The 23,154-nt window shown below is 68.6% G+C and carries 23 protein-coding genes and 4 tRNA genes; 18 read left to right on the top strand and 9 right to left on the bottom strand.

Annotated features, from left to right (window positions below):
- The first annotated feature begins 49 nt into the window (after nt 1-49).
- Genes ACOMD9_RS09425 through ACOMD9_RS09410 form a run of 4 tightly spaced genes read left to right on the top strand, consistent with a single transcriptional unit; the run spans nt 50 to nt 5,472 of the window.
- Nucleotides 50-421 carry a response regulator transcription factor gene (locus ACOMD9_RS09425; RefSeq protein ID WP_421414084.1) on the top strand — a complete coding sequence of 124 codons (372 nt, stop codon included), beginning with the start codon at nt 50-52 and terminating at the stop codon, nt 419-421.
- Entirely contained in the window at nt 421-2,487 is a 2,067-nt protein-coding gene (locus tag ACOMD9_RS09420) for a 3'-5' exonuclease (RefSeq protein WP_421414082.1), read from the top strand. The genes ACOMD9_RS09425 and ACOMD9_RS09420 overlap by 1 nt, the downstream gene beginning before the upstream one ends.
- The gene (locus tag ACOMD9_RS09415; RefSeq protein WP_421414080.1) at nt 2,484-2,681 is read left to right on the top strand and encodes a hypothetical protein; all 198 of its coding nucleotides are present in this window, start codon (nt 2,484-2,486) and stop codon (nt 2,679-2,681) included. Before ACOMD9_RS09420 ends, ACOMD9_RS09415 begins: the two co-directional genes overlap by 4 nt.
- Before the next feature lie 7 nt (nt 2,682-2,688).
- Nucleotides 2,689-5,472, top strand: coding sequence for an ATP-binding protein (locus ACOMD9_RS09410; RefSeq protein WP_421414078.1), 2,784 nt, complete (start codon nt 2,689-2,691; stop codon nt 5,470-5,472).
- Here the strand turns inward: ACOMD9_RS09410 and ACOMD9_RS09405 are convergent.
- The 3 genes from ACOMD9_RS09405 to ACOMD9_RS09395 form a co-directional block, all read right to left on the bottom strand.
- Nucleotides 5,447-6,577 carry a DUF294 nucleotidyltransferase-like domain-containing protein gene (locus ACOMD9_RS09405; protein ID WP_421414076.1) on the bottom strand — a complete coding sequence of 377 codons (1,131 nt, stop codon included), beginning with the start codon at nt 6,575-6,577 and terminating at the stop codon, nt 5,447-5,449. The two genes, ACOMD9_RS09410 and ACOMD9_RS09405, sit on opposite strands and share 26 nt — an antisense overlap.
- Before the next feature lie 151 nt (nt 6,578-6,728).
- The gene (locus ACOMD9_RS09400; RefSeq protein ID WP_421414075.1) at nt 6,729-7,040 is read right to left on the bottom strand and encodes an HlyU family transcriptional regulator; all 312 of its coding nucleotides are present in this window, start codon (nt 7,038-7,040) and stop codon (nt 6,729-6,731) included.
- Between the two features lie 82 nt (nt 7,041-7,122).
- Nucleotides 7,123-8,343 (bottom strand): argininosuccinate synthase, encoded by a 1,221-nt coding sequence (locus ACOMD9_RS09395; protein ID WP_421414072.1) that lies wholly within the window; start codon nt 8,341-8,343, stop codon nt 7,123-7,125.
- A gap of 215 nt (nt 8,344-8,558) precedes the next feature.
- Here ACOMD9_RS09395 and rnt point away from each other — a divergent pair, with 215 nt between their 5' ends.
- Entirely contained in the window at nt 8,559-9,227 is a 669-nt protein-coding gene (gene rnt / locus ACOMD9_RS09390; protein ID WP_421414069.1) for a ribonuclease T, read from the top strand.
- Between the two features lie 191 nt (nt 9,228-9,418).
- Here rnt and grxD read toward each other — a convergent pair whose 3' ends face one another.
- Nucleotides 9,419-9,766, bottom strand: a complete 348-nt coding sequence (grxD, locus tag ACOMD9_RS09385) for a Grx4 family monothiol glutaredoxin (RefSeq protein WP_421414066.1) — start codon at nt 9,764-9,766, stop codon at nt 9,419-9,421.
- Nucleotides 9,767-9,938: 172 nt separating this feature from the next.
- On the opposite strand from grxD, the gene argF reads away from it, so the two are divergent.
- Together argF and ACOMD9_RS09375 are read left to right on the top strand one after the other, a co-directional pair.
- Complete coding sequence (gene argF / locus ACOMD9_RS09380; RefSeq protein WP_421414063.1) at nt 9,939-10,859, top strand: ornithine carbamoyltransferase; 921 nt, start codon at nt 9,939-9,941, stop codon at nt 10,857-10,859.
- A gap of 88 nt (nt 10,860-10,947) precedes the next feature.
- Nucleotides 10,948-11,253 carry a hypothetical protein gene (locus ACOMD9_RS09375; RefSeq protein ID WP_421414061.1) on the top strand — a complete coding sequence of 102 codons (306 nt, stop codon included), beginning with the start codon at nt 10,948-10,950 and terminating at the stop codon, nt 11,251-11,253.
- A gap of 17 nt (nt 11,254-11,270) precedes the next feature.
- On the opposite strand, the gene ACOMD9_RS09370 is transcribed toward ACOMD9_RS09375, so the two are convergent.
- Both ACOMD9_RS09370 and ACOMD9_RS09365 read right to left on the bottom strand, forming a co-directional pair.
- Nucleotides 11,271-12,377 carry a Glu/Leu/Phe/Val family dehydrogenase gene (locus ACOMD9_RS09370; protein WP_421414058.1) on the bottom strand — a complete coding sequence of 369 codons (1,107 nt, stop codon included), beginning with the start codon at nt 12,375-12,377 and terminating at the stop codon, nt 11,271-11,273.
- Nucleotides 12,378-12,961: 584 nt separating this feature from the next.
- Nucleotides 12,962-13,037 (bottom strand) — tRNA-Ala (locus tag ACOMD9_RS09365).
- Nucleotides 13,038-13,243: 206 nt separating this feature from the next.
- On the opposite strand from ACOMD9_RS09365, the gene uvrY reads away from it, so the two are divergent.
- From uvrY to nadB, 8 genes are all read left to right on the top strand, one after another.
- A complete protein-coding gene (gene uvrY / locus ACOMD9_RS09360; RefSeq protein ID WP_421414057.1) occupies nt 13,244-13,891 on the top strand; it encodes a UvrY/SirA/GacA family response regulator transcription factor in 648 nt (215 codons plus the stop codon).
- 54 nt (nt 13,892-13,945) lie between these two features.
- Complete coding sequence (gene uvrC, locus ACOMD9_RS09355; protein ID WP_421414055.1) at nt 13,946-15,760, top strand: excinuclease ABC subunit UvrC; 1,815 nt, start codon at nt 13,946-13,948, stop codon at nt 15,758-15,760.
- A gap of 68 nt (nt 15,761-15,828) precedes the next feature.
- Complete coding sequence (gene pgsA, locus ACOMD9_RS09350) at nt 15,829-16,377, top strand: CDP-diacylglycerol--glycerol-3-phosphate 3-phosphatidyltransferase (RefSeq protein ID WP_421414053.1); 549 nt, start codon at nt 15,829-15,831, stop codon at nt 16,375-16,377.
- A 76-nt stretch (nt 16,378-16,453) separates the two neighbouring features.
- Nucleotides 16,454-16,528 (top strand) — tRNA-Gly (locus ACOMD9_RS09345).
- A gap of 34 nt (nt 16,529-16,562) precedes the next feature.
- Nucleotides 16,563-16,636 (top strand) — tRNA-Cys (locus ACOMD9_RS09340).
- A 35-nt stretch (nt 16,637-16,671) separates the two neighbouring features.
- Nucleotides 16,672-16,758 (top strand) — tRNA-Leu (locus ACOMD9_RS09335).
- Nucleotides 16,759-16,817: 59 nt separating this feature from the next.
- Nucleotides 16,818-17,951 (top strand): FUSC family protein, encoded by a 1,134-nt coding sequence (locus ACOMD9_RS09330; RefSeq protein WP_421414050.1) that lies wholly within the window; start codon nt 16,818-16,820, stop codon nt 17,949-17,951.
- Nucleotides 17,944-19,524 (top strand): L-aspartate oxidase, encoded by a 1,581-nt coding sequence (gene nadB, locus ACOMD9_RS09325; RefSeq protein ID WP_421414049.1) that lies wholly within the window; start codon nt 17,944-17,946, stop codon nt 19,522-19,524. Before ACOMD9_RS09330 ends, nadB begins: the two co-directional genes overlap by 8 nt.
- Nucleotides 19,525-19,548: 24 nt before the next feature.
- On the opposite strand, the gene ACOMD9_RS09320 is transcribed toward nadB, so the two are convergent.
- Together ACOMD9_RS09320 and ACOMD9_RS09315 are read right to left on the bottom strand one after the other, a co-directional pair.
- The gene (locus ACOMD9_RS09320; protein ID WP_421414046.1) at nt 19,549-19,947 is read right to left on the bottom strand and encodes a hypothetical protein; all 399 of its coding nucleotides are present in this window, start codon (nt 19,945-19,947) and stop codon (nt 19,549-19,551) included.
- Entirely contained in the window at nt 19,907-20,182 is a 276-nt protein-coding gene (locus tag ACOMD9_RS09315) for an FAD assembly factor SdhE (RefSeq protein WP_421414134.1), read from the bottom strand. The genes ACOMD9_RS09320 and ACOMD9_RS09315 overlap by 41 nt, the downstream gene beginning before the upstream one ends.
- Before the next feature lie 221 nt (nt 20,183-20,403).
- On the opposite strand from ACOMD9_RS09315, the gene ACOMD9_RS09310 reads away from it, so the two are divergent.
- From ACOMD9_RS09310 to lapB, 3 genes are all read left to right on the top strand, one after another.
- Nucleotides 20,404-20,700, top strand: a complete 297-nt coding sequence (locus tag ACOMD9_RS09310; protein WP_110281614.1) for an integration host factor subunit beta — start codon at nt 20,404-20,406, stop codon at nt 20,698-20,700.
- Between the two features lie 69 nt (nt 20,701-20,769).
- Nucleotides 20,770-21,075: a lipopolysaccharide assembly protein LapA domain-containing protein gene (locus tag ACOMD9_RS09305; RefSeq protein WP_421414044.1), complete on the top strand. Its 306-nt coding sequence runs from the start codon at nt 20,770-20,772 to the stop codon at nt 21,073-21,075.
- Nucleotides 21,076-22,257: a lipopolysaccharide assembly protein LapB gene (gene lapB / locus ACOMD9_RS09300; RefSeq protein ID WP_421414043.1), complete on the top strand. Its 1,182-nt coding sequence runs from the start codon at nt 21,076-21,078 to the stop codon at nt 22,255-22,257.
- Nucleotides 22,258-22,260: 3 nt separating this feature from the next.
- On the opposite strand, the gene pyrF is transcribed toward lapB, so the two are convergent.
- Nucleotides 22,261-22,962: an orotidine-5'-phosphate decarboxylase gene (gene pyrF, locus ACOMD9_RS09295; protein WP_421414041.1), complete on the bottom strand. Its 702-nt coding sequence runs from the start codon at nt 22,960-22,962 to the stop codon at nt 22,261-22,263.
- Nucleotides 22,963-23,154 lie beyond the last annotated feature (192 nt).

Genomic DNA, 23,154 nt, shown 5'->3' with positions numbered 1-23,154 from the left:
AGACTGATCGGTAACAATGCATACAAGTACGCTTACGAGGAGAGCGCCCATGGCCAAGGTCCTGGTGGTGGACGACGAACCCAACATCGTCCTGTCGCTGGAATTCCTGATGCAGCAGGCCGGCTTCGAGGTGGTCACCGCCGAGGACGGCGAAGGCGCCCTGGCCAGGGTGGCCGACGGCGCCCCCGACCTGGTCCTGCTGGATATCAGCCTGCCGGGCATCAGCGGCTTCGACGTGCTCGAGCAGCTGCGCGCCGACCCGGCCCATGCCCGCCTGCCGATCATCATGCTCACCGCCCACGGCCGGGAGGTGGAGCGCGAGAAGGGCATGGCGCTGGGCGCCGACGACTACATCACCAAGCCCTTCTCGACCCAGGCGCTGGTGGAAAAGGTCAAGACACTGCTCGCCGAGGCAAGCTGATGGCCCGGCGTATCTCCGGTCTGCCCCGGCGCCAGCGCCTGGTGGGGCTCTGGCTGCTGCTCAGCGGGGTCAGCATCTTCGGCGGTGCCGTCTTCGCGCTCTGGCTCGACAGCCTGTTCCAGCCCCAGAGGCTGGCCCGCTGGGTCCTGTGGCTGGGCTGCTTCTCGGGCGGCGGCACCATCTTCCTCGTCGGCCTGCTGCTCGAACGCCAGCTGTTCACGCCGCTGCGCCATCTCCAGGTCCAGCTGGCCCGGCTGGTGGCCAACCCCGACGCCAGGGAGGACTACCCGCCGGAGGGCTGGCTGCGCGGCCTGGGCCCCGACCTCGTGCGGGTGCGCGATGCCTGGCGGGCGGACCGCAACCGCCTGGCCACCGCCCATGCCGAGGGGGCACGCAGCGCGGCGCGCATCCGCCAGGAGCTGGAGACGCTGCTGCAGGTGCTGGACACGCCCCTGCTGCTCTGCGACCACCACCGCCGGCTGCTGCTCTTCAACCAGGCCGCCGAGACCCTGTTCGAGGGTCACCCCGGGCTCGGCCTGGGCAAGCGGCTAGATGCGATGATTCCGGTCTCCAGCCTGCAGGACGCCATGGGCCAGCTCCCCGATGACGGCTCCCCGCGGGAGGTCCTGGTGCCCTGCGACGAACGCTGGTTGCGGGCCATCCTGCGCCGGGTACCCGGCAGCAACGGCGAGACCCTGCTGACCCTCACCGATACCACCGCCGCCTGGACCAGCGAGATGGGGGCCCGGGCCGAGCTGGTCGACACCCTGCCGCTGCTGCGCCGCCACAGTGCCAGCCTGACCAGTGCCGCCGATGCCCTGACCAGCCTGCGTCCCGAGGGCGATGCCACCGAGCTGCGCAGCCGCCTGGAGGCGGTGATCGAGGAGGAGAGCCTGGCGCTGGGCCGGGACATCGAGCGCATGGGGGCGCTGATCGAGGACATGCAGCGCCAGGGCGAGCGGCTGGTGCCGCTGTGGTCCAACGACCTCTGGGATGCCCTCAACGAGCGCTACGCCGGCGAGGGCCTGGGCGTGGTGCCGATCGGCATGCCGGCCTGGCTCAAGGGCGATGCCACGGCCCTGCTGGTGCTGCTCGGGGCGCTGCTGTCGCGGCTGGTGGAACATGCCGGCGAGGGCGACATCGAGGCCGAGATCTGTCTCGGCAACAAGCGGGTCTACCTGGACCTGGTGTGGCAGGGCTCGCCGTTGAACGAGAGCCAGCTCGCCGACTGGCGCCGCCTGCCCCTGGAGGCGCTGCCGCTCGCGCCACGGGTGGGCGACGTGCTGCGCCAGCACGACAGCGATGCCTGGAGCCTGGCCGACCCCGACGGCCGGCACGCCCGGCTGCGCCTGCCGCTGCCGGCCACCGAGCGGGTCGGCGCACCACGCCCGAGGACCCCGCCCCGGCCCGAGTTCCACGACTTCGGCATCGCCGACCTGCCGCCCCCGGATGCCGAGCTCGCCGGCCGCTCGCTGCGCGCCCTGGAGGTCGTCGCCTTCGACACCGAGACCACCGGCCTCGAGCTGCGCCGCGGCGACACCGTGATCAGCATCGGGGCCTGCCGCGTGGTCAACGCCCGCCTGCTGGCCAGTGACAACTTCGATATCCGGGTCGACCCGGGCCGCCCGATCCCCCCGGCCAGCACCGCCATCCACGGCCTGACCGACGACGACGTGGCCGGCGCCCCGCCCCTGCACGTGGTGCTGCCACGCTTTCGCGACTACATCGGCGAAGCGGTGATACTGGCCCACAACGCCGCCTTCGACCTGCTGGCCATCCAGCCATCGGGGGGCGGGGTGACCTTCGACATGCCGGTGCTCGACACCCTGCTGCTGTCGCGGGCACTCGACGAAGGCATCGACGGCCACGACCTGGACACCCTGGCCGAGCGCTATGGCCTGATGATTCCCCCCGGGGCCCGCCACACGGCCCTGGGCGACGCCCGGGTCACCGCCGAGCTGTGGCTGGCGCTGCTGCCGCGGCTCGAGGCTCGCGGCTTCGACACCCTGGAGCAGGTCCTGGCGCTCCAGGCCACCGCCTTCGACAGGGAGGACGCCAGTGCATGAAGACCCCTCGGCTCAAGGAACGCCTGGTCGCCCTGATCGTGCTCGCGGCCCTGCTCTTCTCGCCGCCGCTGCTGCTGGTGGCGGATCGGCCATCCGCTACCGGGCTCTCCTGGCTGCCTCTCTATCTGTTCCTCGCCTGGGGCGCGGTGATCGCCCTGACCGCCTGGCTGATGGAACACCGGCCCGAGGAGTGAACGGCCCATGAGGAGCGACATGGTGGTGCTGGGGGTCGCCTTCGGCTACCTGGCGCTGCTCTTCGTGATCGCCGCCTGGGGCGACCGCCGTGCCGAGCAGGGCCGCTCGCTGATCGGCTCGCCAACCGTCTACGCCCTCTCCATTGCCGTCTACTGCACGGCCTGGACCTTCTACGGCAGCGTCGGGCGAGCCGCCGAGCACGGGCCCAGCTTCCTGCTGATCTACCTGGGCCCGACCCTGGCGATGCTCATGGCCCCTTTCGTGATCCGCAAGATGGTGCGCATCGCCAGTGCACAGCGCATCACGTCCATCGCCGACTTCATCAGCGCCCGTTACGGCAAGAGTTCCAGCCTCGGCGCCCTGGTGGCGCTGATCGCCCTGATCGGCATCACTCCCTACATCGCGCTCCAGCTCAAGGCCATCACCCTGAGCCATGCGGTGCTGGTGAACTACCCCGCGGCCGCCGAACTGAGCCTGGCGGAGGAGAGCTTCTGGCACGACAAGTCGTTCTGGGTGGCGCTGGTGCTGGCGGTGTTCATCATCCTCTTCGGCACCCGCCACCTGGACGCCAGCGAGCGCCACGAGGGCATGGTGGCGGCCATCGCCTTCGAGTCGCTGGTCAAGCTGGTGGCCTTCCTCTCGGTGGGCGTGTTCACGGTCTTCGTGCTGTTCAACGGCCCCGGCGACCTGTTCGCGCGGGTCGCCGCGACACCGGCACTGACCGATGCCCTGAGCCTCGAGGCCGTGCCGGGAGGCGCGGTCGGCTGGGCCGGCATGCTGGTGCTGGCCTTCCTCGCCTTCCTCACCCTGCCCCGGCAGTTCCAGGTGCTGGTGGTCGAGAACGTCGACGAGCGCCACCTCAAGCGTGCCAGCTGGCTCTTCCCGCTCTACCTGCTGGCGATCAACCTGTTCGTGATTCCCATCGCCATGGCCGGGCTGCTGCTGGGAGCACCGGGCGGCGACCCGGACAGCTTCGTGCTCACCCTGCCGCTCTCCGCCGGCCTGGACGGGCTGCCGCTGCTGGTCTTCATCGGCGGGCTCTCGGCGGCCACCAGCATGGTGATCGTCGAGACCATCGCGCTCTCCACCATGGTCAGCAACCAGCTGGTGATGCCGCTGCTGCTGCGCTCGCGACGGCTCCACCTGGGCTCCCGCGGCGAACTGGCCGGCTGGCTGCTGGGCATCCGCCGCGTGGCCATCGTGCTGATCCTGCTGCTGGGTTACCTCTATCACGCCCTGATCGGCGACTCCTACAGCCTGGTGACCATCGGCCTGGTCTCCTTCGCCGCCGCCACCCAGTTCGCCCCGGCCATGCTGATCGGCATGTACTGGCGCGGCGCCACCCGCAACGGGGCGGCCCTGGGGCTGATCGCCGGCTTCCTGCTGTGGGCCTGGACGCTGCTGCTGCCGGGCTTCGCGCTGTCGGGCTGGCTCGATGCGGGCTTCATCGAGGACGGCCCCTGGGGAGTCTCGTGGCTCAAGCCCTATGCCATGTTCGGCCTCCAGGGGTGGGACATCTACACCCACTCGCTGCTGTGGAGCCTGCTGGCCAACGTCGGCCTGCTGGTCGGGGTCTCGCTCTTCACCCGCCAGGGTGCCCTGGAGCAGACCCAGGCGGCGCTGTTCGCCGAGGCGATGCACCCGGGCCTGATGGAGACCTCGCTGTGGCACGGCCAGACCACCCGGGGCGAACTGCGCGCCCTGCTCGACCGCTACCTGGGGATCACCGCCACGGCCCGGGTCTTCGCCCTGCAAGGCGAGCACGAGGGCGACGACCAGCCCGCGCCGCCGGCACTGATCGCCAGGGCGGAGCAGGCACTGGCCGGGGCACTCGGCAGCGCCTCGGCGCGGGTGCTGATCAACTCCGTGGTACGCGGCGAGGCCCTGGACCTGGAGTCGATCCTCAGCATCCTCGACACCACCTCGGAGACGCTGGAGGTCAACCGCCGGCTGGAGCAGAAGTCCCGCGAGCTGGCCCGCGCCAGCGAGGAGCTGCGCGCCGCCAACGAGCGGCTGCGTGAACTCGACCGGCTCAAGGATGAGTTCGTGGCCATGGTCAGCCACGAGCTGAGAACGCCGCTCACCTCGATCCGCGCCTTCGCCGAGATCCTGCGCGACAGCAGCGACCTGCCCGACGAGAAGCGGGTCCACTTCCTGGACGTGGTGGTCAAGGAGAGCCAGCGACTCTCGCGGCTGATCGAGGAGATCCTCGACCTGGCGCGCCTGGAGAGCGGCCGCCTCACCCTCAACCCCCAGCGCCTGGACCTGGTCGAGCTGACCCGCCACAGCGTGGATGCGGTGCATCACATGCAGGAGGATCGCGGCGTCAGCCTGGAAGTGCAGATCAAGGTGGAGGAGGCGCCGGTGGTGGGCGACCCGGACCGCCTGGAGCAGGTGATCATCAACCTGCTCGACAACGCCGGCAAGTTCGCCGACCAGGCCGATCCCAGAGTCCTGCTGCGCCTGGCGCGCCACAAGGACCACTACCTCCTGATGGTGGAGGACAACGGGCCGGGCATCGCGGCGGAGGAGCGCGAACGGGTATTCGAGAAGTTCCACCAGATCCAGCGGCCCGGCGAGAGCCCCGAGAAGAGCCGTGGCCGGCCCCGCGGCAGCGGCCTGGGCCTGCCGATCAGCCGCGGCATCGTCGCCCATCTGGGCGGCCGGCTGTGGGTGGAGGATGCCCCGCACCTGGGGGGCGCCTGCCTGGTGATGGAACTGCCGGAAGCGCCGCCGAGCGCGGTGGCCGAGACGCCCCCCTCCCCTAGCGCCGTCCCCGGGCCAGCCTGACCAGCGAGCGGATCTGCTGCAGGTCGTGGCGCAGCAGCAGGCGCTGGTCCTCGCCGAGCCGGGTGGTGTCCACCCAGCCGTCCACCGCACGCCCCTCCTGCAGGCTGGTGCGCTGCTCGCCGAGCAACAGCCCCTGCAGCCGCTCCAGTGCCGAGGTCAGGGCCAGGGCCCGTTCCGCGCTCAGCACCTCCTCCATCACCAGGGCGGCGAGCCGGGTACGGGTATCCGGAGGCCGCACGCCGTGGCGCAGCGCCAGCAGGCGCACCGCATTGACCAGCGGCAGCACGCCCTGATGCTTGAGGTTGATGGCCCGCTCATGGGGGGCGCCCTCCAGGCTGCCGGAGAGCCGGCCTAAGCGGTCCAGCGCCACCGGCAGCTCGTCGAGCAGCGCGGCCATCTCGTCGAGGAACAGCGAGGCACGGGGCACCCGCCGGGCGACATGCTCGGCCAGGGCCTCGGCCAGGGTCGCGTCCCCGTGGACGGGGTGGAAATCGAGCAGGATATTGGCCTGCTGCACCCGCTTGACGCGCCGCTCGGACGTCCAGATCGTCAGCTGCTCCGCCCACTCGCCAAGCCGCTTGCGCCACATGGGCCAGCGCGCCATCACGTGGCCACTGCACAGCGGGATGCCGGCCTCGTCGAGGCGCGTGGTGAAGCGCTCGCCCAGGGCCTGGAAGTAGCCATCGATCTCGTTGTGACGGCTGTCGGGGTAGTCCGCGATGACCATGGCGTTGTCCTGGTCCGGCCCCAGCAGGCTCTCGTGACGGGCGCCGGAGCCCAGCGTCAAGACGCACCAGGCCACGGGAGGCGGCCCCCAGCCCTGGGCCTGCATCTCGTTGAGCGAGAGGTCGATGGCACGGCGGTAGAGCCAGTCGTTGTGGTCGCTGATCAGCTGGCTGATCCGCCACGCCGGCAGGTCGAGCCGGTCCAGCGCCTCGACGAGCTCGACCTGCCAGCGATGGGCCTCGGCGAGGCTCGGTTCCGGCCCCAGTGACGAGAGTGCTTCGCCCAACGGGGAGAGGAGTGCCGACAGGGTGTCGGGTGCAGGCGGGAGATCCCCGGCGAAGAGGGCCCGCCAGGGTGAGGCGCGATGCAGCAGGCGCATGGAGGCTCCGGGTCGGCGTCAACCGTAGTTCACGAATACCCGAAGTGTAGCGAGCCATCCCTTCCGTGGCACTTGGGCGAAGGGTTAAGCCCCGCGATTCAGAACGGCGCCCGAGGCCGCCGTCGACCCGACGGCTCGCGGCGGGTGACCGTCAGCGCGGCGTGAACATCTCGTCGCCCACCTCGTCGATGAAACGCTGCGCCTTGCTGACCATCAGCTGGTCGCAGGCCTCGCGGCCGGGGACCATGTCCGAACGCTCGAAGCGGTGTTCCAGCATCTCGCCGCCCTCTCCTTCAGCGGTGAGGGGCTTGCGGATCCAGCCGCTGACGCGGTACTGGCCACCCTGGTCGGCGGGTTCAGAGACGATCAGGTAGCCCTTGTACTCCACCGGCTCGGCAGCGGCGGCCCCCTTCGGCCGGTCGTCACCGCCGCCGAACAGCCCCGCCAACAGTTTCTTGAACATGGTGCTCTCCTCATCAGGGACAAGCTTCGAAACGACGACGCCGGCGGCGAGCCGGCGTCGAGGTAGGGCGTGGGCGCCGCGCTCAGTCCTGCTTGCGGCCCTTGCCGGCGGCGATGCGCAGGCGCAGGGCGTTGAGCTTGATGAAGCCCTCGGCATCCTTCTGGTCATAGGCGCCGGCATCGTCCTCGAAGGTGGCGATGGACTCGTCGAAGAGCGACTGCTTCGACTTGCGTCCCACCGGCGTGGCATTGCCCTTGTAGAGTTTCATGCGCACCACGCCGGAGACGTTCTTCTGGGTCTCGTCGATGGCGGCCTGCAGCATGCGACGTTCCGGGCTCCACCAGTAGCCGTTGTAGATCACCTCGGCGTACCTGGGCATCAGCTCATCCTTCAGGTGGGCTTCCTCGCGGTCCAGGGTGAGCGACTCGATGGCACGGTGGGCACGCAGCATGATGGTGCCGCCGGGTGTCTCGTAGCAGCCACGGGACTTCATGCCCACGTAGCGGTTCTCGACGATATCCAGGCGGCCGATGCCGTTGTCGCCGCCCAGCTTGTTGAGCTTCTCGAGTACCTCGTGGGGCTTCATCGGCACGCCGTCGATGGCCACGATGTCGCCCTGCTCATAGGTCAGCTCCACATAGGTGGGGGTGTCCGGGGCGGTCTCGGGCGAGACGCTCCAGCGCCACATGTCCTCCTCGGCCTCGACCCAGGGATCCTCGAGGATGCCGCCCTCGTAGGAGATGTGCAGCAGGTTGGCGTCCATGGAGTACGGCGACTTCTTCTTCTGGCTGGTGAAGTCCACCGGGATGTCGTGCTGCTGGCAGTAGGCCATCAGCTTCTCGCGGGAGGTCAGGTCCCACTCGCGCCACGGGGCGATCACCTTGACGCCGGGCTTCAGCGCATAGGCGCCCAGTTCGAAGCGCACCTGATCGTTGCCCTTGCCGGTGGCACCATGGGAGATGGCGTCGGCACCGGTCTGGTTGGCGATCTCGATCAGGCGACGGGCAATCAGCGGGCGGGCGATGGAGGTGCCGAGCAGGTACTCGCCCTCGTAGAGGGTGTTGGCGCGAAACATCGGGTAGACGTAGTCGCGCACGAACTCCTCGCGCAGGTCCTCGATATGGATCTCCTTGACCCCCAGTGCCTGGGCCTTGGCGCGCGCCGGCTCGACTTCCTCCCCCTGACCGATGTCGGCGGTGAAGGTCACGACCTCACAGTCATAGGTCTCCTGCAACCACTTGACGATGACGGATGTGTCCAGGCCGCCGGAATAGGCGAGAACGACCTTCTTGACATCGGACATGTAGGGGCTCCTGATCTGAAATGAAGGACAACGAATGACGTCATGAACCCTCGATTATAGCGCGGCAGTCCGCCAGCGAATACCGACCACGGGACGCCACAGGGCCAAACTGCTAGACTTTCGCGATTCGATGAATGCCGGCCGGGGCGTGCCAGCACGCCCCGTTGGCTGGGCATGGGTCATGACGAGTCGGAAAGACGCTTAAGGAGAGGTGCATGAGCGAGGCGATCGCCCGCGAGATGATGGCGCAGCGATTCCGCAGCTTCCTGCCGGTGGTGGTGGACCTGGAAACCGGCGGATTCAATGCCGAACGCGATGCGATTCTGGAGATCGCCGCCGTCACCCTGACCATGGACCCGGAGGGCAACCTGCTACCCGACGCCACCTATGCCTTTCACGTCAAGCCCTTCGAGGGGAGCAACGTGGAGCAGTCGGCGCTGGACTTCACCGGCATCCGGCTCGACGACCCGCTGCGCCAGCAGGTGGCGCTGACCGAGTCCGAGGCACTGGGGGAGATCTTCCGCCCCGTGCGCAAGGCGATCAAGGCCCACGGCTGTACCCGGGCGGTGCTGGTGGGGCACAACGCCGCCTTCGACCACGGCTTTCTCAATGCCGCCGTGGGTCGCTGCGGGATCAAGCGCAACCCCTTCCACCCCTTCTCGAGCTTCGACACCGCCTCGCTGGCCGGCCTGGTCTACGGCCAGACGGTACTGGCGCGCTCCTGCCGGGCAGCCGGCATCGAGTTCGACAACAACGAGGCCCACTCGGCCCGCTACGACACCGAGCGCACCGCCGAACTGTTCTGCGCCATGGTCAACCGCTACAAGGACCTGGGCGGCTGGGCCCTGGCCCAGCGCGAGCAGGGCGTCGAGGAGCAGCCGTAAGCCGTAAGCCGTAAGCCGTAAGCCGTAAGCCGTAAGCCGTAAGCCGTAAGCCGTAAGCCGTAAGCCGTAAGCCGTAAGCCGTGCAGTAGCTTGCCTTCGTTCCAGTACTGTACAAACCGAAGCAGGCCCGCCGGATATCTGGCGGGCCTGCTTCTTAAAGCTTATGGCTTACAGCTCCGGGCGAAGCCCGGTCAGGCTTCCGGCTTGTCACTGGCCTCGGCGCGCGCGGCGGCCCCCTTGACCAGCTTCTCGAGTTCGCCGTTCTGGTACATCTCGACCACGATGTCGCAACCGCCGACCAGTTCGCCCTCGACCCACAGTTGCGGGAAGGTCGGCCAGTTGGCGATCTTGGGCAGTTCGGCCCGGATGTCCGGATTGTCGAGGACGTTGACGAAGGCGAAACGCTCGCCGCAGGCCATCAGGGCCTGGACGGTCTGGGCGGAGAACCCGCACTGGGGCAGCTGGGGGGTGCCCTTCATGTAGATCAGGATGGGGTTTTCGCTGATCTGACGCTGGATGTTCTCGGCAGTGGTACTCATGGGCCTGTCCTTTCTGACGCTTGGGTGTCTGAACCCTGGAGGGTGGACCGTCGCACCGGAATACCCGAGTGCGCTTGTCGGTATTGGGGTGAGCCCATTCTACTGATGCAGGTCGCATTGCGCATCCCCCTGCCGCTGGCTAGGATGGTCGTTTTTTCCGTGGAGCGATCCCATGGCCACCCGCCACTTCCTGACCCTGCTGGACCTCAGCCCGGAAGAGCTACGCTACCTGATCCAGCGCGCCATCTCGATCAAGAACGGCCTGAAGACCCACGGCCCGACCTACACCCCCTTCGCCAATCGCACCCTGGCGATGATCTTCGAGAAGTCATCGACGCGCACCCGCGTCTCGTTCGAGACCGCCATGGCGCAGTTCGGCGGCCACGCGCTGTTCCTGTCGCCCCGCGATACCCAGCTCGGCCGGGGCGAGCCCATCGAGGACACCGCCCGGGTGCTCGCGGAGATGGTCGACGCGGTGATGATCCGCACCTTCTCCCACGAGGGGCTCGAGACCTACGCCGCCGCCAGCAGCGTACCGGTGATCAACGCCCTCTCCGATGACTACCACCCCTGCCAGCTGCTGGCCGACGTGATGACCTGGACCGAACTGCGCGGCGGCGTCAAGGGGCGCACCGCCGTGTGGATCGGCGACGGCAACAACATGTGCCACTCCTGGATCAACGCCGCCAGCCAGTTCGACTTCCAGCTGCGCATCTGCTGCCCGGAAGGCTACGAGCCACGCCAGGACATCCTGGAGGCCGCCGGGGATCGTGTCACCCTGCTGCGCGACCCGCAGCAGGCGGTGGTCGATGCCGACCTGGTGACCACCGACGTGTGGGCCTCCATGGGCCAGGAGGAGGAACAGGCGCGGCGCGAGGCCGACTTCGCCGACCTCCAGGTCACCGAGGCCCTGCTCGACCGGGCCAGGGACGACGTCCTCTTCCTGCACTGCCTGCCCGCCCACCGCGGCGAGGAGATCAGCACCACCCTGCTCGACGATCCCCGCGCCGTGGTCTGGCAGGAGGCCGGCAACCGGCTGCATGCCCAGAAGGCGCTGCTGGAGTTCCTGCTGCTGGGCCGCGTGGAGGGCTAGGGGCGCCGGCGGAGGCTCGACTTTGGTCGTAGTCAGACTTTCGTGGTATAGTGCGCTGCAGCACACTCTAGCCGGAGAGATGCAGCGCATGACACCCGATACCTCCCCCCTGTCCACCATGCAGCGCAGTCTGCGCCAGTGCCTGTCGAACATGGCCGCCCTGCTCTATCACCACGGCCACGTGCTGGAGTCGGTGACGGTGCCCCATCGCGGCCTCGACCGCGGCGCGATGCGGGAGCTGAATGCCGCCTCGAGTGACTGGACCGCCTGCCAGCGCGTCCTGGAGCGCAGTGAAGCCGCCTCGTACAACGAGCAGGACCGCTTCGTGCTCACCGCCCTGGGCCGGGAACTGCTGTTCGACATGTTCGGCGAAGGCGCCGCCGACTGCGCCTGAGCGACGGCTCGCCGGCCTCACCGGGTGCGGCGATAGCGCATCGCCGATAGCACTCGCTCCCTGGCCAGCTCGACGGCGGCCTCTCGCGGCATCAGCCCATCGGCCTGGGCCCGCTTCAGCACCTCCTCCATGTTGCCCCGGACCTTCTCCTCTATGCTGGCAAGGGCCTCCCGCTGGCCGCCACCCCGGTACTCGACCGCCGCGCAGATCACGCCACCGGCATTGACGATGAAGTCCGGCAATACCAGCACGCCCCGCTCGGCCAGGCGTCTTTCCGCCGCCTCGGTCACCGGGATGTTCGCCCCCTCGGCCACGACCCGCGCCCGGAGTCGCTCCACGTTGCCCTCATGGATCACGTCGGGGCGTGCCGCGGGTATCCATATATCGCAGTCGACATCGATGATCGCCTCGCGGTCGCGGCCCTCACCGCCGGGGAAGTCGACCACGGCCTTGCCTTGCCGCTTCCAGTCGATCAGCAGTGCCGTGTCGAGCCCCTCGCTGGCGCAGATGGTGCCGCGGGAATCGGCGACGGCAACCAGCCGCGCACCGCGCTCGCCCAGAAAGCGCGCGGCATGCATGCCGACTGCCCCGAATCCCTGGACGGCGACCCGCGAGCCGGCGAGTTCGACGCCCGCGAAGGGCTGCGCCGCCTCGAGGGCGACGGCAATGCCGAAACCGGTGGCACCGATCTGGTCGAGGGGGATACCGCCGATCTCCCGCGGCAGGCCCACCGCGCGGCCGGTCACATCGTGAACCCAGGCCATGGCGGTCTCGTCGGTTCCCATGTCCGGCCCGACGATATAGTCCTTCACGTCCCTGAGGGCGTAGGCGTAGGCGCGCATCAGGCGCTCCTTCTCGTCGGCCGGCATCTTCGGATCGGCAAAGATCACCGCCTTGGCGCCGCCGTGGGGCAGCGATGCCGCCGCGTTCTTGAGCGTCATGGCACGCGCGAGGCGGCTGCACTCCTCGAGGCTCACATCCACCGCCATGCGTGTTCCGCCGATCGCCGGGCCCGCCGCCACGTTGTCGACCACCAGGATGGCCCGCAGCCCCGTGGCCACATCGTGCAGATAGAGGACCTTCTCGGGTCCCAGCTCATCCGCGATATCGAAGGCATCGCTCATCTCAGCTCCTCCCGCGGCCGACCCGCCCCGGGACCCGGGGTCAGCGCCTCGACCACTGTTGATCACAAGCTAGCACCGGACGGCAAAGGCCACCCATGACCTGCATCACGGCGACGGGAGGCGACGCGGCACGGATGGCGGGATCGGTCCGGGGGGCCGGCCAGGCGACAAGGCGTGTGAACGTGGCGACAAGGGGGAGGGGGAAGAACGGAAAGCGGAAGGGAAGGAGAAACGCCGCCGATGCGGGAAGCGGGACCATCCCTGGCCCGAGAATCGGCTACCGCGGGAGGAAGCCGTCAGTCGATGAAGGCGACGATGGCGTCCTGTGCGGCGCGCTGGGCGAGCGAGTGGGACACCCAGTGGCTGAGCACCTCACTGTCCAGGCCGGTGACGAACTGTTGGTTTGGCATGACATCTCTCCTGTGGGTTGATGAGGCCATCATGCCAAAAAAATCGACACTACTGTAGAGTTGCGACACTTTGTCCCTGCGACGCGGCCGCCGGCACGCCGGGCCGCCCTTCCCGGCGCACACGAAAAAGCCGCCTGAAGCAGGGCTTCAGGCGGCTTTTTCTTCGAATCTTGTTGGTGGAGCCTAGCGGGATCGAACCGCTGACCTCAACACTGCCAGTGTTGCGCTCTCCCAGCTGAGCTAAGGCCCCACGCTGTCTCGCCGTGCGAGAACGAGGCATATCCTACGCATGGCAGGGCTTTCCGTCAACCCCGGCCGGCAAGATAATGTGAACGAGAATTTTTCACGCCGCGAACCAATTCCTCTTAGGATCAAGTTGTGCCACTCTTGGAGTACTGCCGACGTCCCGCCGACGTCCCAGCCGATGATCCGCCACTTTGCTCAGGAGGCGTTACCTTGATCCGGGTTCTCGTAGCTGATGATCACCACCTGGTAAGGACCAGCATCGCCCACCTGCTGAATGCCGAGGAGGACATCAGCGTGGTCGGCGAGGCCGTCGATGGTGAGGATGCCATCAACCAGACCCGCTTCCTGCGTCCCGACATCGTGCTGATGGACATCCGCATGCCCGGCATCGGCGGCCTCGAGGCCACCCGCAAGATCACGCGCGGCGTCGACGACACCCGCGTCCTGGTGCTCACCGCCTTCCTCGAGGAGACCTTCGCCCAGCGCCTGCTGGAGGCCGGGGCCCACGGCTTCATCAGCAAGGGCTCTCAGCACGACGAGATGGTCGGCGCCATCCGCAGCGTCTTCGCCGGCCATCGCTATGTCAGCCCCGAGATCGCCCAGCGCCTCGTGCTGTCCCGCATCGACTCCCAGGAAAACCCCTTCGACCAGCTTTCCCAGCGGGAACTGCAGGTGGCGATGATGATCGTCAACTGCCAGAAGGTGTCCGATATCTCCGACCGGCTCTTCCTCAGCCCCAAGACGGTCAACACCTACCGCTACCGCATCTTCGAGAAGCTCGGGGTCCACTCCGACGTCGAGCTGACCCATCTCGGCCTTCGCCACGGCCTGGTGGACGGCTTCGCCAGCGTCGAGTGATCCGCCACGGGCTGCTAGAATGGCACTCCCGTCGTCCCGGCCCGTCCCGCACCCATGAACTTCGACCATCGACACTTCCTCGATACCGTCAGCGAGTCGCCCGGCATCTACCGCATGCTGGACGACCGGGGCGAGACCCTCTACGTGGGCAAGGCGCGCCGGCTCAAGGCCCGCCTGGCCAGCTACTTCCGCGGCGCGCTGAACGCCAAGACCCAGGCGCTGGTGGCGCGCATCGCCGACATCCAGGTCACGGTGACCAACAGCGAGACCGAGGCACTGCTGCTGGAGCAGACGCTGATCAAGGAGCTGCGCCCGCCCTACAACATCCTGCTGCGTGACGACAAGTCCTACCCCTTCGTCTTCGTCACCGACCGCCACCCCTTCCCGGCGCTGGAGTACAAGCGCGCCCGTACCCGGCGCGGCGACGGCCGCTACCTGGGCCCCTACCCCAGCAGCGGCGCGGTGCGCGAGAGCCTGTCGCTGATGCAGAAGATCTTCCGCATCCGCAACTGCGAGGACAGCGTGTTCGCCCACCGCACCCGGCCCTGCCTGCAGTACCAGATCCAGCGCTGCAGCGCGCCCTGCGTGGGCTACATCAGCGAGGCGGACTACCGGCGCGACCTGGAGCACGCCGTGCAGTGCCTGGAAGGCAGGAGCGAGCAGGTGACCCGGGAGCTGAGCGAGGAGATGGAGGCCGCCAGCCGCGCGCTCGAGTTCGAGGAAGCCGCCCGGCTGCGTGACCAGATCCAGCAGCTGCGACAGCTGCAGCAGCGCCAGTTCGTCGACACCGCCGGCGGCGATGCCGATGTACTGGCCCTGGCCAGCCGCCCCGGGGCGCTGTGCATCTCGGTGCTCACGGTGCGCCAGGGACGACTGCTGGGCGCTCGTCACCACGCCCCTTCCAACGGGCTGGACCTGGGCCCCGAGGCCCTGCTCGGTGACTTCGTCAGCCAGTTCTACCTGGGCCAGGCCCGGGAGATCCCCCAGGAGGTGATCACCAGCCACCGGATACCGGACGCCGAGCTGATCGCCCGGGCGCTCTCCGAGCGCGCCGGCCGCCGCGTGCGACTCACCGACCAGGTGCGCGGCCATCGCGCCCAATGGAAGGAACTGGCGCGAACCAATGCCGAACAGCAGCTCGCCAGCCAGCTGGCCAGCCAGGCCCAGCTGTCGCACCGCTTCGAGGCGCTGCGCGAGGCCCTGGGCCTCGAGGCGGTGCCGCGACGGCTGGAGTGCTATGACATCAGCCACAGCCATGGCGAGGCCACCGTGGCCTCCTGCGTGGTATTCGACGAGAACGGGCCGCGCAAGTCCGACTACCGCCGCTTCAATATCGAGGGGGTGGCCGCCGGTGACGACTACGCGGCCATGCGCCAGGCGCTGGTACGGCGCTTCAAGCGCCTGGCCGAGGGCGAGGGTGAGCGGCCCGACGTGCTGATCGTCGACGGCGGCAAGGGACAGCTCAACATGGCCCGGGGGGTGTTCGCCGAGCTCGGGGTCACAGGGGTGATGCTCCTCGGGGTGGCCAAGGGCACGACCCGCAAGGCGGGGCTGGAGACGCTGTTCGTGGAGACCATCGATCGCAGCCTCGACCTCGACGGCGCCTCGCCCGCCCTGCACCTGATCCAGCACATCCGCGACGAGTCGCACCGCTTCGCCATCGCCGGCCACCGGGCCCGGCGCGACAAGGCCAGGCGCACCTCCACCCTGCAGGAGATCCCCGGCGTGGGTCCTCGCCGGCGGCGCGAACTGCTGCGTTTCTTCGGCGGCCTGCAGGGGGTCAAGCAGGCCAGCCGCGAGGAACTCGCCCGGGTACCCGGCATCAGCGACACCCTCGCCGCGGCGATTCATCGCGCCCTGCATGGATGATGACGCCCAAGCTGGATAGAATGAGGACGGCTTCCTGCACCCCCTCCCGGCAAGGACTGCATCACACGATGAACATACCCAACATTCTCACCCTGGCTCGAATCGTCTTCATTCCGCTGCTGGTGGTGCTTTTCTATCTGCCCTTCGCCTGGAGCATGCCGCTGGCCGCCGCGCTGTTCGCCCTGGCCTCCGTCACCGACTGGCTGGATGGCTACCTGGCCCGGCGCTGGGACCAGTCGACCCCTTTCGGCGCCTTCCTCGACCCGGTGGCCGACAAGCTGATGGTGGCGGTGGCCCTGGCACTGCTGATCGAGCGCTACGAGGCCATCTGGCTGACCCTGCCGGCGCTGGTGATCATCGGGCGTGAGATCGTCATCTCGGCGCTGCGCGAGTGGATGGCCGAGATGGGCAAGCGCGGCCATGTGGCCGTCTCCTGGATCGGCAAGGTCAAGACCAGCCTGCAGATGATCGCCCTGCTGGTGCTGCTGGCCTTCTCCCCCGGCACGCTGCTGGCCAATCTCGGTGTCGCCACCCTCTATGTGGCCGCCGTGCTGACCCTGTGGTCGATGGTCCTCTACCTGCGGGCGGCCTGGCCCCACCTGAGCCGCTCCATGTGATCGTCCGGTATCGTCACGGGGAGCGAAAAGCGTTTGACAGTCACCGACTTATCCGTATAATTCGCTCTCGAGTCAGGCGGGAATAGCTCAGTGGTAGAGCATCGCCTTGCCAAGGCGAGGGTCGCGAGTTCGAATCTCGTTTCCCGCTCCATCTCCTCCCTGGAGATAGAAACACGACTCGATGAGGCTGGATGGCAGAGTGGTTATGCAGCGGACTGCAACTCCGTGTACGCCGGTTCGATTCCGACTCCAGCCTCCACTTTTTTCCCCGATGCTCTCGCTCGAACCCGTGCCGCCCGGATGGCGAAATTGGTAGACGCAAGGGATTTAAAATCCCTCGGTGGCAACACCGTGCCGGTTCGAGCCCGGCTCCGGGCACCAGCCTACCCGCATCACGCCAGCACCCTTCCGATTCCAGCCCACGGCCGGGGCATACGCCGATGATCCTGCCGCGCTTGCGCGACCCCCATTTCAACTACCGGCACCGGCGCAAGCTGCATGTGCTGCGCGTCCTGCTGGCCCTGGTGATCACCTTCACCATCATCCATGTCTTCCCCATCCACCATTCGAGCTGGGCACTGGTCAGCACCATCATGGTGATGGGCAACCTGCCGCATATCGGCGGCGTGCTGGACAAGGGCCGCCAGCGCCTGCTGGGCACGCTGCTCGGCGCCGGGTGGGGCCTGGCGCTGATCCTCCTGCCGCTGCCGGTGCCGCTGCTGGTACCGGCCGGCGCCCTGGCCGGCATCGGGGTCGCCACCTGGCTGACCTTCGGCAACCGGCATGGCTACAGCGGCCTGATGTTCGCCATCAGCCTGCTGCTGGTGATCGGCGACGGCAGCCACGACCTCACGCTCGGCCTGTGGCGCACCTTCGACGTGCTGCTCGGCACCCTGGTGGGCATCGCTGTCACGGTCCTGGTACTGCCCCAGAAGGCCACCGACATGCTGCGCTTCATGCTGGCGGAGAACCTGGACCGCATGGCGCGGCTCTACCACGCCCACACCTCGGCCACCGACGCGGTGGATATCGACACCCGTACGCTGCTCAAGGCCACCAGCGCCATGCTGGTCAAGCAGCGCGGCCTGGTCGACGCCATCCATCGCGAGCGTCGGCTGCGCCGCGGCGAGGTCGATGACATCATATCCCTGCAGCGCCGCATGCTCTCGACCATCGAGCTGCTGCTCGAGACCCACTGGACGACCCGCGCCGGACATGAACGTATCGACGCCATGGTCGGGCTGCGCGAGGAGCAGCACGTCCTGGCCCGGGTGCTCGGCAGCCTGGCCTTCCAGGTACGCACCGGCCAGCCCATCGAGGCCCGGGTCCACCCGTTCGACCTGCAGCGCCATGCTGAGCTGGCCTGCAATGCCCGCACCGACAGCGGCCGGGCGCTCTTCAGCCCCAGCGGCTACCTCTGGCTCAACCGCGAACTGGCGCGCCTGACCGAGGCGCTGGTGGATCGACTGGGGAGCCTGGACCGCCTGCCCAGCCGGCGCCTGCGCAGCGCCTCGCGGCGCTCGGGGTCGGTCGCGACACAGGCCCCCCACGAACAAGGAAAGCGAGATGAGTGACGGCAAGCATGACGTACTGATCATCGGCGGCGGCGTCGCCGGCCTGGTCCTGGCCCTGGAGGTCGCCGGCCAGCGTCGCGTCACCCTGATGCGCCCGGCCAGCGACGACCAGGGGGCCAGCCGCTGGGCCCAGGGGGGGATCGCCGCCGTGCTCTCGCCGCTGGACGATTTCGATGCCCATGTCGCCGACACCCTGGTGGCCGGCGACGGCCTGTGCGACGAGCGGGCGGTACGCTTCACCGTGGAGCAGGGGCCGGCGGCCATCGAGTGGCTGCTGTCCCTCGGCGTGCCCTTCACCCCCGACCCCAGCCCCGAGGCGACCTACCCCTATCACCTGACCCGCGAAGGCGGACACGGGGCCCGGCGCATCATCCATGCCGATGACGCCACCGGCCGCGCCGTGGTCGACACCCTGATGGCCCATGCCCGGGCACACCCGGCCATCACCCTGCGCTCCGACCTCACCGCCATCGGCCTGATCGGCGATGACGCCGGCCATTGCCGGGGCGCCCGCTGCCTGGACGGCGAGGGTCGGCTGCACGAGCTGCTGGCCGAGGACACCGTGCTCGCCACCGGTGGCGCCAGCGGTCTCTACCGTCACACCACCAGCCCCCGCCCCGCCAGCGGCGAGGGCATGATGATGGCCGCCGAACTCGGGGCCGAGCTGATGAACCTGGAGTTCCAGCAGTTCCACCCCACCTGCCTCTACGACCCCGAAGGGCCGCCCTTCCTGATCAGCGAGGCGGTACGCGGCGAAGGGGGGCTGCTGCTCAACACCCAGGGGGAGCGCTTCATGCCGGCGCTCGACCCGCGGGCCGAACTGGCCCCCCGTGACATCGTCGCCCGGGCCATCGATGCCGAGATGCAGCGCACCGGCTCCGATCACGTGCTGCTCGACATTCGCCACCTGGGCGAGTCGGCGATCCGCCACCACTTCCCCACCATCCAGGCCCACTGTGCCGCTCGCGGGCTCGACATCGCCCGCTCGCCGATCCCGGTGGTGCCGGCGGCCCACTACAGCTGCGGCGGCGTCACCACCGACCTGGATGGCGCCACCACGGTGCCGCGACTCCACGCCATCGGCGAGGTCGCCTGCACCGGCCTGCACGGCGCCAACCGCATGGCCAGCAACTCGCTGCTGGAGTGCCTGGTGTTTGCCCGCAGCTGTGCCCGGCGACTGGGCCGGCGCGACCCCGTCTCCACGGCCCCCTTGCGGCGCGTGCCACCGGGCACCCGGCGGATGCCCGCGGAGGCGATCGCCGAGGCGTTCGAGACGATGCGCAGCGTGATGAGTTCCCGGGTCGCCATCGTGCGCCGCGATGCCGGCCTGGCCGACGCCGCCGACAGCCTGGCTCGCCTCCAGGACGAACTGGCACCCCGGGTACGACACGCCGCAGCGGATGCCGAACTGACGCGACTCTGGCACGCCCTGCGCCTGGCTCGGCTCACCGTGGCCTGCGCCCGGGCCCGCCGCGAGTCCCGCGGGCTGCACTACAACCCCGACTGCCCGGTGCATGGCGATCCGGCACCACGACCCTCGCGAATCCGGCTGAGCGACCTGGAGGAGGCGTGATGGGCCGGGGCCCCGGCGGCGCATTCAGGCCAGGGCAACGAGCTCGCGCCTGAGCTCGCGGAGCGAGGCGCGATCGCTGCTGTCGGGCCACAGCCAGAGCCGACGCCCGTCGAGGCGCAGTCCGATCAATCCGGGGCCCAGGTAATCGCACTGCAGGACCACCGGCCGCCACGCGGCACCGGGCGACTCGCGCCACTGCCATCCCGGGCCGCCGGCAGCCCCGGGAACGGACCGCAGCTCCCCCCTCGGCTGGCCAAGCGCCACCCCCACCAGGACCCCCGCCAGGGTCAGCACCGTCAGCGCCGCGACCCAGGGCGGGGAGAACCGCAGCGCCAGCCCGGCCACCAGCAGGACCAGCAGCAGGTGGACGCCCAGGGCGAGCCTAGACGGGACGATACGCAGCGCTGTCGGGGTTCTCGGCATGCTCGACGATCAGCTGCACGATGCGGCGACGCACCGGCTCCTCGGGCCATTCGCGACGCATCAGCCAGGCGAAGAGATCCTGGTCCTCCTCGTCGATCAGCGACCGGTAGGCGGCCTGGTCCGCTTCGTCCAGCGTGTCGTAGCACTGCTCGAGGAAGGGTATCAACAGCAGGTCCAGTTCCCACATGCCACGGCGGGAGTGCCAGTAGAGCCGCTTGCGCAGGGCAGCGTCCATGGACGATTGTTCGCTCAACGTCGACCTCGACAGTCCGGATGAATGTGGCATCAGTATACCCGAGCCCCCACTGCACGACAGCCAGCGCCGGCCCGCCCCGGGAGGCGTCAGCCACCAAAAGTTGTAGTTCGTTGTTTTATCACGATTTACACAGTATGCTCTGGTAAAACAACAACGCCGGGAACAGACAGGCCCCAGGCACGAATGCATGGAGAGAGCCGATGACCAAGTCAGAGTTGATCGAGCAGATAGCGATGCGACAGCCCGAACTGTCGATCAAGGAAGTCGAAGCGGCGGTGCGACTGATCCTCGACGACATCACCGACACCCTGGCCGAGGGGGGACGAGTGGAGATCCGGGGCTTCGGCAGCTTCTCGCTGCACTACCGGGAACCGCGGGTCGGCCGCAACCCCAAGACTGGCGAACCGGTCGCACTCAGCGGCAAGTTCGTGCCACACTTCAAGCCCGGCAAGGAGCTGCGCGAGCAGGTGGACGCCAGTCGCGCCCTGGGCTACTGAGTGCTTCTCCACCCATCAAGCTCCGCTTTCCATTGTCACACCGACTGACATCACAGGGGACTAAAGCTCATGCGTTGGCTCAAAGGCCTGATCCTGGCCATCATCCTGCTGGCGGTTCTGCTCATCGGCATCCTGTTCGCCGTCAACAATCAGCAGGCGCTGCCCCTCAACCTCATATGGATCGAGCTCCCCGCTGCCTCGCTGTCGGTGTGGCTGCTGGCCGCCCTGGCCTGCGGCGTGCTGCTGGGCATGCTCGCCATGAGCGGCGTCTACCTTCGCCTGCGCACCCTGCTGACCCGTGCCCAACGCCACAACCAGCAGCAACGCAAGGAGCTCGACCGCCTGCGTATCCAGGAGATGAAGGAACTCCCCTAGATGCCCGATCTTCTGCTGCTGGCGCTGTTGTTGGCAGCGGTCGCCATCGGCTGGTGGCTCGGCCGCCGCGAACGCAACAGCCACCATGATCCCGCGCCGTCGCCGTCACTCGCGCGGGATTATTTCGTGGGCCTCAACTACCTGCTCAACGACCAGCAGGACCGCGCCATCGAGACCTTCGTGGCCGCACTGGAGGTCAACAGCGAGACCATCGAGACCCACATCACCCTGGGCAACCTCTTCCGCACCCGCGGCGAAGCCGACCGCGCCGTGAAGATCCACCAGAATCTCCTCGCCCGCCCCACCCTCACCGCCTCCCAGGGCGAACGGGTGCAGCTCGAGCTGTCACGCGACTTCCTCAAGCTGGGGCTGCTCGACCGCGCCGAACGCCTGCTCCAGGGGCTGGTGCGAGACACCCAGGACGAGGAGACCCGCCAGTCGGCCAAGCGCCTGCTGGTCGACCTGCTCGAGCGCGAGGGAGAATGGAAGGCGGCGCTGGACGTGGCCCTGCCCCAGCTGGTGCGCCAGCACGACGACATCCGTCGGGCCGCCGCCCACTGGCTCTGCGAGGTCGCCGAGCAGGAGCGGCACACCTCCAGCCCGGCGCTCGCCCGCCGCCACCTGCGCCAGGCGCTGGCCACCGACGAGCGCTGCATACGCGCCAACCTGCTGCTCGCCGGCATGGAGCACGACACCGGCCACTACAAGCAGGAGATCCGTATCCTGAAGCGTATCCCCGACCAGGATCCGGCCTTCGCCCCCACCATCCTGGAGCCGCTGAGCCGGGCCTACCACCTGATGGATGACGAGGAGGGCCTGGTCCAGTGCCTGCGGGAGATGCTCGAGCGCGCCCCCTACACCAGCGTGATCATCCTGCTCGCCGAGACGCTGCACCGGCGCGAGGGCCTGCAGGCCGCCATCGACCTGGTCAGCGAGCAACTCAACCGGGAACCGAGCCTGGGCGCGGTGGACTACCTGATGGACCTCTACCGGCACGACGGCCAGGGCGAACCCGCCGAGCGCATCCTGCTGCTCAAGCGCCACACCCACACCCTGCTCAGGTCCCTGCCCCGGCATCGCTGCCGGCGCTGCGGCTACGCCGGCGAACACCTCCACTGGCAGTGCCCCCGCTGTCGCAGCTGGGGCACCACCAAGCCGATCACCGGGATCGAGGGCGAGTAGCGCTCACTCCCCGGCCAGCTCCGCCTCGATGGCGACGAGCGCGGCCATGGGGTCCGTCGCCTGGGTCACCGGACGCCCCACCACCAGGTGGGTACTGCCGGCCGCCATGGCCTGGCTCGGCGACATGATGCGCCGCTGATCGTCGGTCGCGGCGAAGCTGGGGCGGATGCCCGGGGTCACCTTGAGGAAATCGCTGCCGCACAGCTCGCGCAGGCGCGACGCCTCCCGGGCCGAGCAGACCACCCCGTCCATACCGCTGTCCCGGGCCAGCACCGCCAGGCGCTCGACCTGCTCCGCGGGCGTCGCGGACACGCCCACCTCGGCCAGGTCCCGGGCCTCCATGCTGGTCAGCACCGTCACCGCGATCAGGTGGGTCGCCAGGCCGTGCCGATCGAGCCGCTCCCGCGCGGCCTCCATCATCCGCCGACCACCGCCGGCATGGACGTTGACCATCCACACCCCCTGCTCGGCGGCTGCCTGCACGGCACCCGCCACGGTATTGGGAATGTCATGGAACTTGAGATCCAGGAACACCTCGAAGCCGCGCCCGTGCAGGGCCTCCAGCACGTCGGGGCCGCTGCGGGTGAACAGCTCCTTGCCGACCTTGAGCCGACAGCGATCCGGATCGAGCTGATCGGCCAGGCACAGGGCGGCATCCAGGGAGGCGTAGTCGAGGGCGATGATCAGGGGCGAATCGGTGGACACGGCACGAACTCCAGGCAGGTGGAAAGCGGGGAACTGGGCAGGATGGCGGCAGTATATCAGCCCTGACGGACGACGGATGTCGGGAAAGACCCGCAACGGTGGTGGCAACCGGCTGACAATACGTGGCGGCGATGTCGGACCCTGCCTCCGACGCCGGCACGCTAGCTTGATAGGGGCACCCGCGGGGTGTCC

The sequence above is a fragment of the Halomonas terrestris genome (assembly GCF_049166755.1).
In the GTDB taxonomy this organism is placed as follows: domain Bacteria; phylum Pseudomonadota; class Gammaproteobacteria; order Pseudomonadales; family Halomonadaceae; genus Halomonas.
This window is presented reverse-complemented; position numbering and strand designations above follow the sequence as displayed.

Bases quoted from the DNA above. Each gene is read 5' to 3' on its own strand.
- ACOMD9_RS09400 (WP_421414075.1), bottom strand. From the start codon at position 7,040: ATGTTCAAGAAACTGTTGGCGGGGCTGTTCGGCGGCGGTGACGACCGG.
- ACOMD9_RS09415 (WP_421414080.1), top strand. From the start codon at position 2,484: ATGAAGACCCCTCGGCTCAAGGAACGCCTGGTCGCCCTGATCGTGCTC.
- ACOMD9_RS09370 (WP_421414058.1), bottom strand. From the start codon at position 12,377: ATGAGCGATGCCTTCGATATCGCGGATGAGCTGGGACCCGAGAAGGTC.
- uvrC (WP_421414055.1), top strand. From the start codon at position 13,946: ATGAACTTCGACCATCGACACTTCCTCGATACCGTCAGCGAGTCGCCC.
- nadB (WP_421414049.1), top strand. From the start codon at position 17,944: ATGAGTGACGGCAAGCATGACGTACTGATCATCGGCGGCGGCGTCGCC.
- pgsA (WP_421414053.1), top strand. From the start codon at position 15,829: ATGAACATACCCAACATTCTCACCCTGGCTCGAATCGTCTTCATTCCG.
- ACOMD9_RS09305 (WP_421414044.1), top strand. From the start codon at position 20,770: ATGCGTTGGCTCAAAGGCCTGATCCTGGCCATCATCCTGCTGGCGGTT.
- ACOMD9_RS09395 (WP_421414072.1), bottom strand. From the start codon at position 8,343: ATGTCCGATGTCAAGAAGGTCGTTCTCGCCTATTCCGGCGGCCTGGAC.
- ACOMD9_RS09425 (WP_421414084.1), top strand. From the start codon at position 50: ATGGCCAAGGTCCTGGTGGTGGACGACGAACCCAACATCGTCCTGTCG.
- ACOMD9_RS09315 (WP_421414134.1), bottom strand. From the start codon at position 20,182: ATGGACGCTGCCCTGCGCAAGCGGCTCTACTGGCACTCCCGCCGTGGC.
- ACOMD9_RS09330 (WP_421414050.1), top strand. From the start codon at position 16,818: ATGATCCTGCCGCGCTTGCGCGACCCCCATTTCAACTACCGGCACCGG.
- grxD (WP_421414066.1), bottom strand. From the start codon at position 9,766: ATGAGTACCACTGCCGAGAACATCCAGCGTCAGATCAGCGAAAACCCC.
- ACOMD9_RS09375 (WP_421414061.1), top strand. From the start codon at position 10,948: ATGACACCCGATACCTCCCCCCTGTCCACCATGCAGCGCAGTCTGCGC.
- ACOMD9_RS09320 (WP_421414046.1), bottom strand. From the start codon at position 19,947: ATGCCGAGAACCCCGACAGCGCTGCGTATCGTCCCGTCTAGGCTCGCC.
- argF (WP_421414063.1), top strand. From the start codon at position 9,939: ATGGCCACCCGCCACTTCCTGACCCTGCTGGACCTCAGCCCGGAAGAG.
- ACOMD9_RS09310 (WP_110281614.1), top strand. From the start codon at position 20,404: ATGACCAAGTCAGAGTTGATCGAGCAGATAGCGATGCGACAGCCCGAA.
- ACOMD9_RS09410 (WP_421414078.1), top strand. From the start codon at position 2,689: ATGAGGAGCGACATGGTGGTGCTGGGGGTCGCCTTCGGCTACCTGGCG.
- ACOMD9_RS09420 (WP_421414082.1), top strand. From the start codon at position 421: ATGGCCCGGCGTATCTCCGGTCTGCCCCGGCGCCAGCGCCTGGTGGGG.
- ACOMD9_RS09405 (WP_421414076.1), bottom strand. From the start codon at position 6,577: ATGCGCCTGCTGCATCGCGCCTCACCCTGGCGGGCCCTCTTCGCCGGG.
- rnt (WP_421414069.1), top strand. From the start codon at position 8,559: ATGAGCGAGGCGATCGCCCGCGAGATGATGGCGCAGCGATTCCGCAGC.
- lapB (WP_421414043.1), top strand. From the start codon at position 21,076: ATGCCCGATCTTCTGCTGCTGGCGCTGTTGTTGGCAGCGGTCGCCATC.